Source organism: Flavobacterium sp. RSB2_4_14 (genome assembly GCF_051547085.1).
In the GTDB taxonomy this organism is placed as follows: domain Bacteria; phylum Bacteroidota; class Bacteroidia; order Flavobacteriales; family Flavobacteriaceae; genus Flavobacterium.
The window spans coordinates 1137701-1154784 of the sequence record NZ_JBPTTL010000001.1 but is presented as its reverse complement, the minus strand read 5'-3'; the positions used below and the strand labels follow the sequence as shown (position 1 = coordinate 1154784).

At 35.5% G+C, this 17084-nt stretch carries 9 protein-coding genes and 1 pseudogene; all 10 read right to left on the bottom strand.

Annotated features, from left to right (window positions below; translation table 11 throughout):
• Positions 1-80 precede the first annotated feature (80 nt).
• On the bottom strand, positions 81-4223 hold the full coding sequence (locus ACSVH2_RS05240; protein ID WP_438092093.1) for a beta strand repeat-containing protein: 4143 nt from the start codon (positions 4221-4223) through the stop codon (positions 81-83).
• A gap of 621 nt (positions 4224-4844) precedes the next feature.
• Positions 4845-5246, bottom strand: coding sequence for a helix-turn-helix domain-containing protein (locus tag ACSVH2_RS05235; protein ID WP_438092092.1), 402 nt, complete (start codon positions 5244-5246; stop codon positions 4845-4847).
• A gap of 5 nt (positions 5247-5251) precedes the next feature.
• Positions 5252-5401 (bottom strand): annotated as a pseudogene (locus ACSVH2_RS05230) (type II toxin-antitoxin system HicA family toxin); the annotation flags it as partial.
• A 295-nt stretch (positions 5402-5696) separates the two neighbouring features.
• Complete coding sequence (locus tag ACSVH2_RS05225) at positions 5697-6008, bottom strand: DUF3467 domain-containing protein (protein WP_438092091.1); 312 nt, start codon at positions 6006-6008, stop codon at positions 5697-5699.
• Positions 6009-6223: 215 nt separating this feature from the next.
• Positions 6224-10534, bottom strand: a complete 4311-nt coding sequence (gene rpoC / locus ACSVH2_RS05220) for a DNA-directed RNA polymerase subunit beta' (protein ID WP_438092090.1) — start codon at positions 10532-10534, stop codon at positions 6224-6226.
• 345 nt (positions 10535-10879) lie between these two features.
• On the bottom strand, positions 10880-14692 hold the full coding sequence (rpoB, locus tag ACSVH2_RS05215; RefSeq protein ID WP_438092089.1) for a DNA-directed RNA polymerase subunit beta: 3813 nt from the start codon (positions 14690-14692) through the stop codon (positions 10880-10882).
• A gap of 246 nt (positions 14693-14938) precedes the next feature.
• Positions 14939-15310, bottom strand: coding sequence for a 50S ribosomal protein L7/L12 (gene rplL / locus ACSVH2_RS05210; RefSeq protein ID WP_438092088.1), 372 nt, complete (start codon positions 15308-15310; stop codon positions 14939-14941).
• 53 nt (positions 15311-15363) lie between these two features.
• Positions 15364-15864, bottom strand: a complete 501-nt coding sequence (gene rplJ / locus ACSVH2_RS05205) for a 50S ribosomal protein L10 (RefSeq protein WP_438092087.1) — start codon at positions 15862-15864, stop codon at positions 15364-15366.
• A gap of 23 nt (positions 15865-15887) precedes the next feature.
• Positions 15888-16577, bottom strand: coding sequence for a 50S ribosomal protein L1 (gene rplA / locus ACSVH2_RS05200; protein WP_395043549.1), 690 nt, complete (start codon positions 16575-16577; stop codon positions 15888-15890).
• 8 nt (positions 16578-16585) lie between these two features.
• On the bottom strand, positions 16586-17026 hold the full coding sequence (gene rplK, locus ACSVH2_RS05195) for a 50S ribosomal protein L11 (RefSeq protein ID WP_342694417.1): 441 nt from the start codon (positions 17024-17026) through the stop codon (positions 16586-16588).
• Positions 17027-17084: the final 58 nt, after the last annotated feature.

Here is a 17084-nt window from a genome sequence, read left to right as displayed (position 1 = left end):
AAAAAAATATTAAAATAAGGTTAAACAAAAAATCCCCTCCAAAACTGGAGAGGATTTCCTCATTGAGTATATAAAAGCTGTTAGCGCAGCACTTTCTTAGTCACTACTTCACCATCTTCTGAAGTAATTTGAACTAACAATACTTCATTAGACATACCTACAGTTAGATTAGTTTCAGTAGCATTAATGCCTTTTCTTTCTAGTAATAATCGTCCTCTGATATCAAATACTTTTACAGATGCCATCATTACAGTTCCTGAATTAATTACAAAGTCATTCGCTTCATTTTTGTAAACAATTACTTGATTAGCATTGAAGGTTGGGTTTGTAACACCCAAAGCACCTTGGTAGATAATTTCAAAACGAGACGCAAAAGTTCCAGCCTCTGAAGTGAAAGTATAACCACCAGCCGTTAAGTTATGAACCGTTGTGGTCAAATTATCACGTAAAAATATTTCTTGCCCTGTAGCAAACAAACCATCAACATGGTCAATAGAAATAGTATATTGTCCGGCTGTAGTAACTTTATATTTCATTGCCACCACATCTGTGGCATCAAATGGTACTGGTCTTCCTTGAATAACATAATCTTCGTTAGCAATGGTAGAGGTCAAAGCAATTGGACCATCGTTAAAATACCTACTATCCGTATCGTCTAAACCTAAAGTACCGTTGGTAAAATAACCTACTACCGATTGTGAAAATCCTGAAGTGGCACCTGTCATATTCAACCAAATTCTGTTAGCTTCAATAGAGGTTGTATTGATACTTGCTCCAACTGATGTTCTAAAAAATTGATTAGCATTATCACCTATTCTTTGTCCATTATTAAATACCAAACTACTAGCTCCGGTTTTTGCTTGTACTAAAAATCCTTGTCCTGTTTGAATTACACCCAGTGGACTTTCGGTATAAGCTTCACCATTATCACTATAGGTACTAGTGGCTGTATTCCAAGAACAATAAGATGCATTAGCAGCATTATTTGTTTTTCTCCAAAAATAAAGCGTAGTCTCAATATTAGCACTATTGTCTGTTGCAAATTGAGAAATACTAATTGGCGATGGATAAGGATTTCCTACTGCATTAAAACGATCACCTGTACTTGAAATAGCGACACTTGGTGACGGAGTTCCATTAAATGGTACGCCTGTAAATTGTCCATTCCAAATGGTAGCAGCTGTTGGATGATTGAAAGGCAAACGGATTAAGTATCCTTTACCTATAGCAAAATCAGTAGTGGCATAAGCTGCAACAGATTGGTAGAAACCAGTTGTCGCAGGAGCATTTATAGTTGGATTATAAGTATAAAAACGAATGTTAGGAGAAACTGATGTTAACGGAGAAAAATTAAATAAATTTTGTCCTGAAACTGGCGATGACCATAAGGTATAATCCAAACGGATTAATGGATTTGAATTACGTTTCACTATTGTTGACCCTGAACCTGTATTAGTAACATTATTCACTTGTAATAAGTTACCACTATTTTCTATGGTTAGAGTACCATTATTAGTAATCAAATCAGTAACGGTTAAGTCAAAAGTGGAATTCACTTTTAAGGTAGTTCCTGAATTTAAAGTCAAAGTATTAATGGCTACATCTGATGAAATTTCTGGGTAGTTACTCGAAGTACCAATAATTACATCCGTTACAGCTGTTGGCACGAGATTACAAGACCAGTTTGATGCTGTGGTCCAAGCTATACTTGTAGAACCAGTCCATGTGTTGGTATTGGAAACGGCCACACTAGCAGTAGTTGCACTAGCAGTACAACCATAATTATTAGTTGCAGTAACAGTATAGGTTGTTGCCACTGTTGGAGAAACTCCTGTTGGATTTTGAATCGATGAAGTATAGCCTGATGGTGTTGACGTCCATGCATAACTAATAGCTGGTGTAGCTGGCGTTGAAGTAACAGTTACATTGTCTATTGCCCAATACCAATCAAAATTACCATCATATTTAAATCGAATAGAAACTGTAGGTTGATTTAGATAAGCTGACAAACTTAAAGTAGTGGAAGCAAAAGCAGTTCTAGTTCCTATTGTAGCAGTTGGAGCAGTATTAAGGTTTACCCAATTTGAACCATCTGTTGAAACTTGTACAACGGCTGTTTCTGTCCCGTTATATCGATAATATTGAAAAAAGTTTAACGAAGCTGCACTCATACCAATCGTACTAAATGCTGGGGATTGTAGCGTTGTAGCAGTTGTACCACCATTACCTTGAGCATCACTATTACTTAAATAAAATTGCGAGGCATCATTGCTATTAAACGTTTCATTACCATCATTATAACCATTGGCTCTCAAAGTCCAAGCAGCATTAGCCGGAGTACCACCTGTGCTGGTATTGGTTGTTGTCCAACCTGCAGGTATTCCATTAAAGTTTTGATTTAATAAGGTTGTAGCTGTTGCTGAATTAGAAGTAGCACTTGATGTTAAATTAACACTACCTCCAGAACAAATAGTAGCTGCACTAGCCACTGCAGTAACGGCTGTAGGTATTGGATTAACAGTCATAGTAACAGTATTCGATGTTGCTGGTGAACCTGTTAAACAAGGAGATGCTGTTGATGTCATCACAACAGTTACCAAATCGTTATTGGCTAATGCATTATTACTATAAGTAGCACTATTCGTTCCTACGTCTGCTCCATTGAGTTTCCATTGGTAACTTGGTGTTCCGCCATTGGTTGGCGTTGCCGTAAACGTTACATTGGTTCCTGGACAAATTATCGAAGATGGTGCAGCGGCAATTGAAACACTTGCAGGTAAATTTGGATTGAAGGTTATAGTTCCTGTATTTCCCGAACTAATAACATAGACACATGCAGTTCCAAACCTTACAGAATTAATTGTAATACTTGTAGCACCACTATTTGCTAAAGTAGTTGTAGTGAATGAACCTGAACCTGTACCACCAGAAACCGTCATAGTTGCAATTCCTGTACCGACATTAGGAGCACCAAGTGTATAAAAAACAGTATAGGTACCATTTGGCAAATTAGCCGCTGTTGAGGTTACATTAATTGTAGCAGTGTTTCCAATACAAATTGGTGTAGCTGCTGCAATACTAGTTAGACTATATGTACTGCTACATGTACCCACATTTAAATATCCTGTATTGTTAGCGAAATAAGTAGAATTGATGTTAGCAGCAGGAGAACCCGTTCCTCCATATGAAGTTCCTGTTGTTTGAACAGTTGCTCCTAAAGTTAAAGTAGCTGAAGTGTGTCTAAAAGTTCCTAAGTTAGAAACAACTCCTGAAGCAATTGATAAATTTCCAACAATAGTCAATGCACCGCTCAAAGTTTTAGTGCCACTACCTGCAAAATTCAAAGTATTATAAGTTCCTGTTACAACCGTTTGACTAGCGCCATCATACTGCACTGTCCCTGACCAAGTTCTGCCAGTTGGAAGTGGTGTACCTGAAGTATTTTGTGTTCGTAATATCCCTGTTCCTGTCGTAGTTAAAGCTGCACCAGTTATGGCAAAGGTCGATGCATTTAAAGTTGTTCCAGAAACAATATTTAAACTTCCACTAACAGTAGTAGCTGCAACCAATGTTTTTGTATTACCCCCAGAAGTTGTCAAATTATTGTAAGTATAAGCTCCAATATTTTGTGCGCCGCTACCATTGTAATTTACAGTTCCAGTGGAACTAGTAAAAGAGCCTCCACTCATAGTTCCTCCAACATTTAATATTCCCGATCCTGTGAAAGTAAAGTCAGCATCTGTACTACCCAAAGTAATATTTCCAGTAACCGTTATTGTCCCTGTTGACAATGTAATTCCTGAAATTCTATTATTAGATCCAGGTGCTGTGACTGATATAGATGCACAAGAAAATATATTAGAACCTACATTCAACAATTTATCATCAGCACTACCAGTTCCAGCTCCAATAGTTACAGCCCCAGATACAGTTAATGAATTTCCTGTACTTATAGTAACAGTATTAGATCTATTTCCATCATTAATTGTAAAAGTTTTACAAACTGCAGCTGTATTTATAGTAACATCAAAATTATTCGGAATTACTACGTCATGAGCTGATGTTGGCACTAGATTTAATGACCAGTTAGCAGCCGTATTCCAATTAAAGCTTGACGAACCGTCCCATGTATTGGTTTGCCCAAAAGCATTCCCCACAAAAAACAAACAAAACAGTATAAAAACAGTGCTAAGTAATTTCGAGTTGCGTAATAGTGTATTCATATAAAGTGATTTTAATTTATGTCTTGTAAATCATTAGGTTGCTAAAATAAATAATAAATAGGGATTTAACAACTATTTCTGTCTATTGGTAAAAAATAACGATAAAAACTCAATAACCGCCACTAAATAATTGTTTTACATGGCGTTAATCAAGCCATACCTATTCATCTTACAAATAAAGTAGTAATTTGGATATTGAACAAATTTTAATCGATAATATTACTATTTTATCGATGAAATACATAAAATATTTATTTTATGTGCAAATTTACTTAAATATAAAGTTAAATACTGTTTTCTTTATACTAAATCCTTTTCTTTATAGTATCAAGTTCCAACTAAAATAGTTTACACTGTGATGATAATCGCCATTAGGGCCTAAATCCAAATATAAAACTAGTAAAAACATGCTAGCTCAGAAAATAAAAAAACCTCTTCAAATGAAGAGGTTTTAAAACTTAATGTTGCCTTACTCAACCAAAATTCAACTAAATGTATTACGTCTCTTCGAGTTTTTCAAAATATTAATTTTGAAAAGTATCGAGAAGCATCAAACAAATAAAACTCTCACACGAAGTTTCGGGACTGAGAGGTTTTTAATTTTAAGTATAATAAGTTGTATTAAATGAATTCAACTTGATTTAATTCCTTTCCAAACTCATGTAATTTATTTTCAATTTTTTCAATAGTTCTTCTTGATGGCTTTCTTCTACCGGTAACATAATGACTTAGTTGTCCTTGATTTACACCAGTTAAACGTTCCATTCCTGCTAATGATAAAATGCTACCATAGTAAGCTAAAAAAGAAGCGATATCAAACTGAAAATCAAAATCGTATTCAATTATTTTTTTGTTAGTTTCCAGATAATAAGCTCTTATCTCTTGATAAGAATTTAAAAAATCAGCTTTAGCTTCTTGTACTGTTTTTCCATCTCCTAAAATTCCAAAAGGGACATTGTTAGAACCTATATATGCTCCATAACTCCCATCATTTCCTCTTTCAATAATTACTTTTACTTTCATCTCTTTTATTTTTTTAAACCAGAATCTCTCAAAATACTTTGTAATGTTCCAAATTTAACTTCTTCACTTTTGTGGTGACTTGTTTGAAATTCTTTCTGAGTTATTGGACTAAACCAAATAGGATGCTTTTTCCCATCCCTTATATATTGGCATCCAGCTTTTTTAAGTTTTCATTCCAATTCAGAATATTTCATAGAATAATCATCTAATTATGACCATACAAAGATATTAATATTAATATCATTTTTCCAAATATTTTTAGAAATTAATAATACCACTGAATACTATTTTAAAACGGTTTGAAATTTCGTTTACTAGTTTAATTCCTTGATTAGGTTTTTGACTTAATAACATCTTCAAAATTTTAATTCTGAAAAGCATCGAGAAGTCATAAAAAAACCTCTCTCCTAAAGTTTCAGGAAAAAGGTTTGTTATATAACGTGCTAGTATTTACGCTTGACCTGCAGGACCGAAATTCAAAGGAATTTGAGGTTGCTCTACATCTTTAATTTCGCCATTGGCTACTTCAAATCGATGAATGTTTTCGCCCAATGCTTTTAGAAAACGCTTGGCATGTTGTGGGGTTAAAACTATTCTCGATTTTACCTTTGCTTTCGGCACACCTGGCATGATAGTCACAAAATCTACCACAAACTCTGAAGCAGAATGATTAATAATAGCCAAGTTGGAATAAATCCCTTCCGCTGTTTTTTCATCAAGTTCGATGTTGATTTGTCCTTGTTGTTGATTGTTATCGCTCATTTGATATGAAATTTTAAATATTAGATTTTAGATATTAAATATTGATTTTGTCATTGATATTGTCATTGATTTTGTCATTAATATTGAATTTGCCATTGACTTTTGCCATTGAAAAAAGCCACTAATTAAAAATTCACATGAAATTTAAAACTAGTGGCTTTTATTTATCTCAATCCTCGTTCCCTCTCCTTTGGAGAGGGTTAGGGTGAGGCTTTTTAATAAATGTACTCTTCTTTACTCGCCATAATCTCATTGTAGTCATCTTTGGATCCTACAATAGTGTGATCATAATCTCTCATACCTGTTCCCGCTGGAATTCTGTGTCCAACGATTACATTTTCTTTAAGACCTTCAAGCGTATCCACTTTACCAGCAACTGCTGCTTCGTTTAATACTTTAGTAGTCTCTTGGAACGATGCCGCAGAGATGAATGATTTGGTTTGTAACGATGCTCTAGTAATTCCTTGAAGTACTGGAGTTGCGGTTGCCGTGATAACATCACGAGCTACTACTTGGTTTTTATCATTTCGTTTCAACAACGAGTTTTCATCGCGCAATTCACGTGGAGAAATAATTTGACCAGGTTTTAACACTTCAGAGTCACCAGCATCTTCTACCACTTTCATGCCATATAACTTATCGTTTTCAACAATGAAATCTGCCGTGTGTATCAATTGCTCTTCTAAGAACAACGTATCTCCTGGATCTTCCACTCTTACTTTACGCATCATTTGACGGATAACCACTTCAAAGTGTTTGTCGTTGATTTTTACCCCTTGCAAACGGTAAACCTCTTGAATTTCATTAACCAAATACTGTTGAACAGCTGATGGTCCTTGAATTCTTAAGATATCATCTGGCGTAATCGCACCATCAGATAAAGGCACTCCCGCTTTTACGAAGTCATTTTCTTGAACCAAGATTTGACTAGATAATTTAACTAGGTATTTCTTAACCTCACCAAATTTAGATTCAATGATAATCTCACGGTTACCTCTTTTGATTTTTCCAAAAGAAACAACACCATCAATTTCAGAAACTACCGCTGGATTGGAAGGATTACGAGCTTCTAACAACTCAGTAATTCTAGGTAAACCTCCTGTAATATCGCTTGCTTTTGAAGAACGACGCGGAATTTTCACAAGAATTTTACCTGCTTTAATTTTCTCTCCATCTTCTACCATCAAGTGAGCTCCAACTGGTAAGTTATACGAACGAATTAGCTCGCCATCTTTACCATAAACCAATAAGGTTGGAATTAATTTTTTATTTCTTCCCTCTGAAATTACTTTTTCTTGGAAACCAGTTTGCTCATCAATTTCAACTTGGAACGATTGTCCTTGTTCTAAATCTTCGTAAGCAATTTTTCCTGTAAATTCAGAAACAATTACACCATTATAAGGATCCCATTTACAAATAGCAGCACCTTTTTCAACTACGTCACCATCTTTTACATTGATGATAGAACCGTATGGAATATTGTGTGTACTTAATAAAATACCTGTTTTAACATCTACTAATTTTAATTCAGTGGAACGAGAAACTACGATATCTACTTTGTTTCCATCAGAATCTTCCCCTACAACTGTTTTTAAATCTTCGATTTCTAATTTTCCACCGAAACGCGCTACAATAGTAGACACCTCAGAAACACCACCTGCAACTCCACCAACGTGGAAAGTACGCAAGGTTAACTGTGTACCTGGCTCACCAATAGATTGTGCAGCAATAACACCAACTGCTTCTCCTTTTTGAGTCATTTTTCCAGTGGCTAAGTTTCTTCCGTAACATTTAGCACAAATACCTTTTTTAGCTTCACATACTAATGGAGAACGTACTTCCACTTTTTCGATTGGAGATTCTTCAATAGCTTTAACAACCGCTTCGGTAATTTGTTCCCCTGAATGGATTAAAACTTCATTATTCAACGGATTGATTACATCATGTAATGCAACACGCCCTAAAATTCTTTCGCCTAAAGTTTCAACAATTTCTTCGTTTTTCTTCAAAGCAGCAACTTCAATTCCTCTCAATGTGCCACAATCTACAGAGTTCACAATTACGTCTTGAGAAACGTCATGTAATCTTCTGGTTAAGTAACCAGCATCCGCCGTTTTCAAAGCAGTATCGGCAAGTCCTTTACGCGCACCGTGAGTAGAAATAAAGTATTCAAGGATAGAAAGACCTTCTTTAAAGTTAGAAAGAATTGGATTTTCAATAATTTCACCACCGCCAGCAGTTGATTTTTTTGGCTTAGCCATCAAACCACGCATACCAGTTAACTGACGAATTTGTTCTTTGGAACCCCTTGCTCCAGAGTCAAGCATCATATACACCGAGTTGAAACCTTGTTGGTCTTCTCTAATGTTTTTCATAGCTAACTCGGTCAATTGAGCATTGGCAGAAGTCCAAATATCAATAACTTGATTGTAACGTTCGTTATTGGTAATAAGCCCCATGTTATAGTTCAACGAAATTCCTTCTACTTGTTCTCTAGCATCAGCAATTAATTTGTCTTTTTGCTCTGGAATTCTAATATCACCCAATGAGAAAGACAATCCACCTTTGAACGCAAATTTATAACCCATATCTTTCATGCTATCAAGGAAACTAGCCGTTGTTGGAACATCAGTTACAGCAAGGATTTTTCCAATAATATCACGTAATGATTTTTTAGTCAATACTTCATTGATATAACCAGCTGCTTGTGGTACTACTTCATTAAATAATACTCTACCAGCAGTAGTTTGAATGATTTTATAAACTAATTCTCCATTCTCATTAAAATCTTTAGCTCTGATTTTAACACGTGCGTTCAACTCAACTCTACCTTCGTTCAAAGCGATATTACACTCTTCAGCAGAATAAAAAGTCAAACCTTCACCTAAAATTTTCATTTCTGGAGTTGATAATCTTTCTTTGGTCATATAGTAAAGACCCAATACCATGTCTTGTGATGGAACCGTAATTGGCGCACCATTAGCAGGATTCAAGATATTGTGAGAAGCCAACATTAATAATTGTGCTTCCAAAATAGCCTCAGGTCCAAGTGGTAAGTGAACCGCCATTTGGTCACCATCAAAATCCGCGTTGAAAGCCGTACATACTAATGGATGTAATTGGATTGCTTTTCCTTCAATTAATTTAGGTTGGAACGCTTGAATACCCAATCGGTGTAACGTAGGAGCACGGTTTAGTAATACTGGGTGACCTTTGATTACATTCTCTAGGATATCCCAAACTACTGGCTCTTTTTTGTCAATAATTTTCTTAGCCGACTTAACAGTTTTAACAATTCCTCTTTCGATTAATTTACGAATAACGAATGGTTTGTATAGTTCAGCAGCCATATCTTTTGGCAAACCACACTCGAACAATTTCATTTCTGGTCCAACAACAATTACCGAACGAGCAGAATAATCCACACGTTTCCCTAATAAGTTTTGACGGAAACGACCTTGTTTTCCTTTCAATGAATCTGAAAGTGATTTTAATGGTCTGTTTGATTCTGTTTTAACAGCAGAAGCTTTACGAGTGTTGTCAAATAACGAATCTACTGATTCTTGTAACATACGTTTTTCGTTTCTCAAGATAACTTCAGGAGCTTTAATCTCCATCAATCTTTTCAAACGGTTGTTTCTGATGATAACTCTACGGTACAAATCATTCAAATCTGACGTTGCGAAACGACCACCATCTAGTGGCACCAATGGACGCAATTCAGGCGGAATAACAGGTACTACTTTCATAATCATCCATTCAGGACGATTTTCTCTGTTCTTGTTAGAGTCACGGAATGATTCTACTACTTGTAATCTTTTTAATGCTTCTGTTTTACGTTGTTTAGACGTTTCATTATTAGCAGCGTGACGCAATTCGTATGACAACGCATTCAAATCAGTTCTAGCCAATAAATCCATAATACATTCAGCACCCATTTTGGCAATGAATTTATTAGGATCATTATCATCTAAATATTGATTTTCCATAGGAAGCGTATCCAAAATATTGAGATATTCTTCTTCTGTTAAAAAGTCTAAACGGTGCAATGACTCGCCTTCTGAATTCACAGCAATACCAGCTTGGATTACTACATATCTTTCGTAGTAAATAATCATGTCTAATTTCTTAGACGGTAAGCCAAGTATATAACCGATTTTGTTTGGAAGCGAACGGAAATACCAAATATGAGCAATAGGCACAACTAGGTTGATGTGTCCTACTCTATCACGACGTACTTTTTTCTCTGTAACTTCAACACCACAACGGTCACAAACGATTCCTTTGTAACGGATTCTTTTGTATTTTCCACAAGCACATTCGAAATCCTTTACAGGACCAAAAATTCTTTCGCAGAAAAGACCATCACGCTCTGGTTTATGGGTTCTATAGTTTATGGTTTCTGGTTTCAAAACTTCACCTCTTGACTCTGCCAAGATTGATTCTGGAGAAGCTAAACCAATTGAAATTCTATCAAATCTTTTGATAGTATTTCTTGTATCCTTATTATTTCTATTATTCATCATAGTTTTTACTATTGATTTATTTGCAATTAAAATTGAACTTTAGATTTATAATTTCAAAAGTGATTAGTGATTAGTGATTAGTGATTAGTTTTTGAAATATTTTCTCTTGCTAATTACTAATTACTCTTGGCTAATTACTAAAAAATCATTCAGCTACTACCTCGAATTACTTCTCTAAACTTCAAAACTTCCTCTTGAAGTGCTAGTTATAAAAACCAAAAGGCTTTCTATAAAAAATCGGAACGGTTTACGGGTATAAATCTTTAAAAACTTGTTGTTACTATTTTGTTTCAAGTTTAAAGTTTCAGGTTTATAACTTGAAACCTGAAACTTCAAACAAAAAAACTATTCTTCTAATCTAATGTCTAATCCAAGACCTTTCAATTCATGCATCAATACATTGAATGATTCTGGTAATCCTGGCTCTGGCATAGTTTCACCCTTAACGATAGCTTCGTAAGTTTTGGCTCTACCTATAACGTCATCCGATTTAACAGTCAAAATTTCTCTAAGCGTACTTGATGCTCCATAAGCTTCAAGTGCCCAAACCTCCATTTCTCCAAAACGCTGACCTCCAAATTGAGCTTTACCACCCAATGGTTGTTGTGTAATAAGAGAGTATGGTCCAATAGAACGTGCGTGCATTTTATCGTCAACCATATGTCCAAGTTTCAACATATAGATAACACCTACAGTTGCCGCTTGATGGAAACGTTCTCCCGTTCCTCCATCATACAAATAAGTATGACCAAATCTCGGAATACCAGCTTCATCAGTCAATTCATTTATTTGATCCAATGTCGCACCATCAAAAATTGGAGTAGCATATTTTCTACCCAAATTCATTCCAGCCCAACCAAGAACCGTTTCATAAATCTGTCCAATGTTCATACGAGAAGGTACACCAAGTGGATTCAATACAATATCAACTGGCGTCCCATCTTCTAAGAATGGCATGTCTTCATGACGAACGATACGAGCAACAATACCTTTGTTACCGTGACGTCCAGCCATTTTATCACCTACTTTTAACTTACGTTTTTTAGCGATATATACTTTTGCCAATTTCAAGATACCTGCTGGTAATTCATCTCCAACAGTAATAGTGAATTTCTCTCTACGCAAAGCACCTTGAAGGTCATTCAATTTGATTTTGTAGTTGTGAATTAAGTCATTCACCAAAGTGTTAGTTTCTTCATCAGCAACCCATTGTCCTTTTGTTAAATGCGCAAAGTCATCAACAGCGTTCAACATTTTCTGAGAGTATTTTTTACCTTTTGGCAATACTTCTTCACCCAAGTCATTCATAACACCTTGCGATGTTTTTCCGTTAACGATGGCAGTAAGTTTCTCAACTAATTTGTCTTTTAAATCAGCATATTTAGTTTCGAATTCCATTTCTAAAGCCGTCAAATCGTCTTTATCTTTGGTACGTTTCTTTTTATCTTTTACCGCTCTAGCGAATAATTTTTTGTCTAAAACAACACCATGTAAAGATGGAGAAGCTTTCAATGAAGCATCTTTAACATCACCTGCTTTATCTCCAAAGATAGCTCTTAATAACTTCTCTTCTGGAGTAGGATCTGATTCTCCTTTTGGTGTAATTTTTCCGATTAGGATATCGCCAGGTTTAACCTCTGCTCCAATTCTAATCATTCCGTTTTCATCCAAGTCTTTAGTAGCTTCTTCAGAAACGTTAGGAATATCATTAGTCAACTCTTCGTTACCTAATTTAGTATCTCTAACTTCTAAAGAATAATCATCAACGTGAATAGACGTGAAAATATCATCACGAACTACTTTTTCAGAAATTACAATCGCATCCTCGAAGTTATACCCTTTCCAAGGCATAAAAGCTACTTTTAGGTTTCTACCCAAAGCCAACTCTCCGTTTTGTGTTGCATATCCTTCACAAAGTACTTGTCCAAGTTTCACTCTGTCACCTTTTCTTACGATAGGTTTCAAGTTGATAGACGTACTTTGGTTCGTTTTTCTAAATTTGATTAATTGGTATGTTTTTTCATCTGGGTCAAAACTTACCATTCTTTCCGCTTCAGTTCTGTCGTATTTGATGGTAATCATGTTAGCATCAACATATTCAACAGTTCCGTCACCTTCAGCATTAATCAATACTCTTGAATCAGAAGCCACTTGACGCTCTAAACCAGTTCCAACAATTGGTGCTTCAGGACGTAACAATGGTACAGCCTGACGCATCATGTTTGATCCCATCAACGCTCTATTCGCATCATCATGCTCCAAGAAAGGAATTAAGGAAGCCGAAATCGAAGCAATTTGGTTTGGTGCTACGTCTGTGTAATGAACTTGACCAGGATCAACTACTGGGAAATCACCTTCTTCACGAGCAATAACTTTATCAGCAGTAATTTTTCCTTTGGCATCCATTTGAATGTTAGCTTGCGCAATCATTTTTCCTTCTTCTTCCTCAGCGCTCAAGTATATAGGTGTAGCATTTAAATCTACAACACCATTAGTTACTTTACGATATGGAGTTTCGATGAAACCCATTCCGTTTACTTTTGCATAAACACCAAGTGATGAAATAAGTCCAATGTTTGGTCCCTCTGGTGTTTCAATTGGACAAAGTCTTCCGTAGTGAGTGTAGTGAACGTCACGCACCTCAAAACCAGCTCTTTCTCTCGAAAGTCCACCAGGTCCAAGTGCAGATAATCTTCTTTTGTGTGTAATCTCTGCCAATGGATTTGTTTGATCCATAAATTGGGATAACTGGTTTGTACCAAAGAAAGAGTTGATAACCGATGATAATGTCTTAGCATTAATCAAATCGATTGGTGTAAACACCTCGTTATCTCTAACGTTCATTCTCTCACGAATAGTTCTCGCCATACGCGCTAAACCTACGCCAAATTGTTGTGACAATTGTTCTCCAACAGTTCTAACACGACGGTTTGATAAGTGATCAATATCATCAATCTCAGCTTTTGAGTTGATTAATTCAATCAAATACTTTACAATGGTAATGATATCTTCTTTGGTCAAGACTTGCTTTTCCATTGGGATATCCAAACCAAGTTTTTTGTTCATTCTATAACGACCTACTTCACCTAAGTTGTAACGTTGGTCAGAGAAGAATAATTTATCTATAATACCACGAGCAGTTTCTTCATCAGGCGGTTCTGCGTTACGCAATTGACGGTAGATGTGCTCAACGGCTTCTTTTTCAGAGTTGGTTGGATCTTTTTGTAACGTATTATGAATGATGGCATAATCACCTTGATTAGCATCTTCCTTGTGTAACAAAATAGATTTTACGTTAGAATCGATGATTTCCTCCACATTATCTTTATCGATAATGGTATCTCTATCAAGGATGATTTCGTTACGTTCTATAGAAACTACTTCACCAGTATCTTCATCAACGAAGTCTTCATGCCAAGTATTTAATACTCTTGCAGCCAATCGTCTTCCAACATATTTTTTAAGTCCTGTTTTAGATACTTTAATTTCCTCTGCAAGGTCAAAAATCTCAAGGATATCCTTGTCTCTTTCGAAACCAATCGCACGGAATAAAGTAGTTACAGGTAATTTTTTCTTTCTATCGATATAAGCATACATTACGCTGTTAATATCGGTAGCAAATTCTATCCATGACCCTTTGAAAGGAATTACTCTGGCAGAATATAACTTTGTACCATTAGCATGGAAGGATTGACCAAAGAAAACACCTGGTGAACGGTGTAATTGAGAAACTACTACACGCTCAGCACCGTTAATTACAAAAGTACCACTTGGAGTCATGTAAGGAATTGTTCCAAGATAAACATCTTGTACAATAGTTTCAAAATCTTCGTGTTCTGGATCAGTACAATACAATTTAAGTCGTGCTTTTAATGGCACACTATATGTCAAACCTCTTTCAATACACTCTTGAATAGTATAACGTGGTGGATCAACAAAATAATCTATAAACTCCAGTACAAAATTGTTTCTTGTATCGGATATTGGAAAGTTTTCCATGAAGGTGTTGTATAACCCTTCGTTGCCTCTTTCGTCAGATTTTGTTTCCAATTGGAAGAAATCTTTAAAAGATTTAACCTGAACATCCAGAAAATCAGGATATTGAGGTATGTTTTTAGTAGAGGCAAAATTCAATCTTTCAGTCTGATTTGTTATCATCAATGAGAAAATTTTGATTAAAAAAAAGTGATTTATTGTGTAGAAACACTAGTAATCCATACTTTCTTTTTACATCGATACATCTTTAAAAATGAACCAAGTTCGCTCATTTTCTTTCTTCGTTATCGATCAAAAATTTTTCGTACTAACAATAAAACTGGATATAATTTTATTATACGAAAAATGGTTTAGGTCTTTGAGTGGTTAAACTCAAGACCTAAACCTTGTTCTAAAACTGGTGTTTTGTTATTTTAACTCAACAACAGCTCCAGCTTCTTCTAAAGATTTTTTCAAACCTTCAGCTTCTGCTTTAGTAACACCTTCTTTGATGTTTGATGGAGCGCCATCAACTAAATCTTTAGCTTCTTTTAAACCAAGACCTGTTAATTCTTTTACTGCTTTTACAACAGCTAATTTAGAAGCACCAGCTTCTTTCAACACAACTGTAAATTCTGTTTGCTCTTCAACAGCTTCAGCACCACCGCCGCCAGCAGCAACTACTACAGCTGCAGCAGCTGGTTCGATACCATACTCATCTTTTAATATTGTAGCTAAATCGTTAACTTCTTTTACTGTAAGGTTAACTAATTGTTCTGCGAATTGTTTCAAATCTGCCATTTTTTCTATCGTTTAAAATGTTCTTTAATTATTATTTTTTTAGTCTGCTCTAATTATTCTGCTGTTTCGCCTTTTTGCTCTGCATTGTTTAACAATGCTGCAATTACACGTTTAGCAGGAGATTGAAGTAATCCGATGATTTCTCCAATAACTTCTTCTTTAGATTTCAATGATGCTAAGCTATCAAGAAGGTTATCGCCGATGTAAATTTCACCGTTGATGTATGCTCCTTTGAAAGCTGGTTTATCAGATTTTTTTCTGAAATCTTTAATGATTTTAGCAGGTGCGTTAGCAATATCTGCCATAAAAATGGAGGAATTCCCTTTTAATACAGATGATAAATCACCATAATCATTACTTGAAGCTTCCATTGCTTTCTCAAGCAAAGTATTTTTCACTACTTCTAATTTGATACCCGCTTTATAGCAGGCTCTTCTCAAGTTTGAAGTCGTTTCTGCATTTAACCCAGAAGTATCTGCAATATATAATATATTACTTTCAGCCAACTTTGCAGTTAAATCTTCTATCGCGATTGATTTTTCTTCTCTTGTCATAATAAAATTTGTTTAACTACCAATTATACTGCTTTAGGGTCTAAAGCAATAGCAGGACTCATGGTACTAGACAAGTGAATAGACTTGATGTAAGTACCTTTAGCTGCAGTTGGTTTTAATTTAAGTAATGTTTGAATAATCTCGTGAGCGTTATCTACAAGTTTGTCAGCTTCGAAAGAAATTCTTCCGATACCTGCATGTACGATACCCGTTTTATCCACTTTAAAGTCGATTTTACCTGCTTTAACTTCAGCAACAGCTTTACCAATTTCCATGGTTACTGTTCCAGTTTTAGGATTTGGCATTAAACCTCTAGGACCTAATATACGACCTAATGGGCCTAATTTACCCATGATAGCAGGCATCGTGATGATAACATCTACATCAGTCCAACCATCTTTAATTTTTTGAAGGTAATCGTCCAATCCTACATAGTCAGCACCAGCAGCTTTCGCTTCTGCTTCTTTATCTGGCGTTACTAAAGCTAATACTTTAGTATCTTTTCCAGTACCATGTGGAAGGGTTACAACACCTCTTACCATTTGATTTGCTTTTCTTGGATCAACTCCTAAACGAACAGCAATATCTACCGACTCGTCAAATTTTGCTGAAGCAACAACTTTCAATAAAGACGAAGCATCTTTTAAAGAATATAGTTTGTTTTTTTCAATTTTTGAAGCAGCCTCTTTTTGTTTTTTTGTCAATTTTGCCATTTCTTACCTTATTTTAGAGGAGAATCTCCAGTTACAGTTATACCCATAGATCTAGCTGTTCCAGCAATCATGCTCATAGCAGATTCAATTGTGAAAGCATTTAAATCGACCATCTTGTCTTCGGCGATAGCTTTAATTTGATCCCAAGTTACCTTAGCAACTTTTTTTCTGTTCGGCTCGCCTGAACCAGATTTTAATTTAGCAGCATCCAATAATTGAATTGCAGCAGGTGGAGTTTTTACAACAAAATCAAACGATTTGTCTTTATACACGGTAATTTGTACCGGTAATACTTTGCCAGGTTGATCTTGAGTTCTAGCATTAAATTGCTTACAGAACTCCATGATATTAACACCAGCAGCTCCCAGAGCAGGTCCAACCGGTGGCGATGGGTTCGCAGCACCTCCCTTAACTTGTAGTTTAACTACTTTACTAATCTCTTTAGCCATTGTTTTTAAAAATTTACAATAATCTGTGGAAGCGGATTATTGCGGTTTATAATAGTGT

What these genes read in the sequence shown, in the direction of transcription:
- ACSVH2_RS05240 (WP_438092093.1), bottom strand. Translation starts at nt 4,223, where the DNA reads ATGAATACACTATTACGCAACTCGAAATTACTTAGCACTGTTTTTATA.
- ACSVH2_RS05235 (WP_438092092.1), bottom strand. Translation starts at nt 5,246, where the DNA reads ATGAAAGTAAAAGTAATTATTGAAAGAGGAAATGATGGGAGTTATGGA.
- ACSVH2_RS05225 (WP_438092091.1), bottom strand. Translation starts at nt 6,008, where the DNA reads ATGAGCGATAACAATCAACAACAAGGACAAATCAACATCGAACTTGAT.
- rpoC (WP_438092090.1), bottom strand. Translation starts at nt 10,534, where the DNA reads ATGATGAATAATAGAAATAATAAGGATACAAGAAATACTATCAAAAGA.
- rpoB (WP_438092089.1), bottom strand. Translation starts at nt 14,692, where the DNA reads ATGATAACAAATCAGACTGAAAGATTGAATTTTGCCTCTACTAAAAAC.
- rplL (WP_438092088.1), bottom strand. Translation starts at nt 15,310, where the DNA reads ATGGCAGATTTGAAACAATTCGCAGAACAATTAGTTAACCTTACAGTA.
- rplJ (WP_438092087.1), bottom strand. Translation starts at nt 15,864, where the DNA reads ATGACAAGAGAAGAAAAATCAATCGCGATAGAAGATTTAACTGCAAAG.
- rplA (WP_395043549.1), bottom strand. Translation starts at nt 16,577, where the DNA reads ATGGCAAAATTGACAAAAAAACAAAAAGAGGCTGCTTCAAAAATTGAA.
- rplK (WP_342694417.1), bottom strand. Translation starts at nt 17,026, where the DNA reads ATGGCTAAAGAGATTAGTAAAGTAGTTAAACTACAAGTTAAGGGAGGT.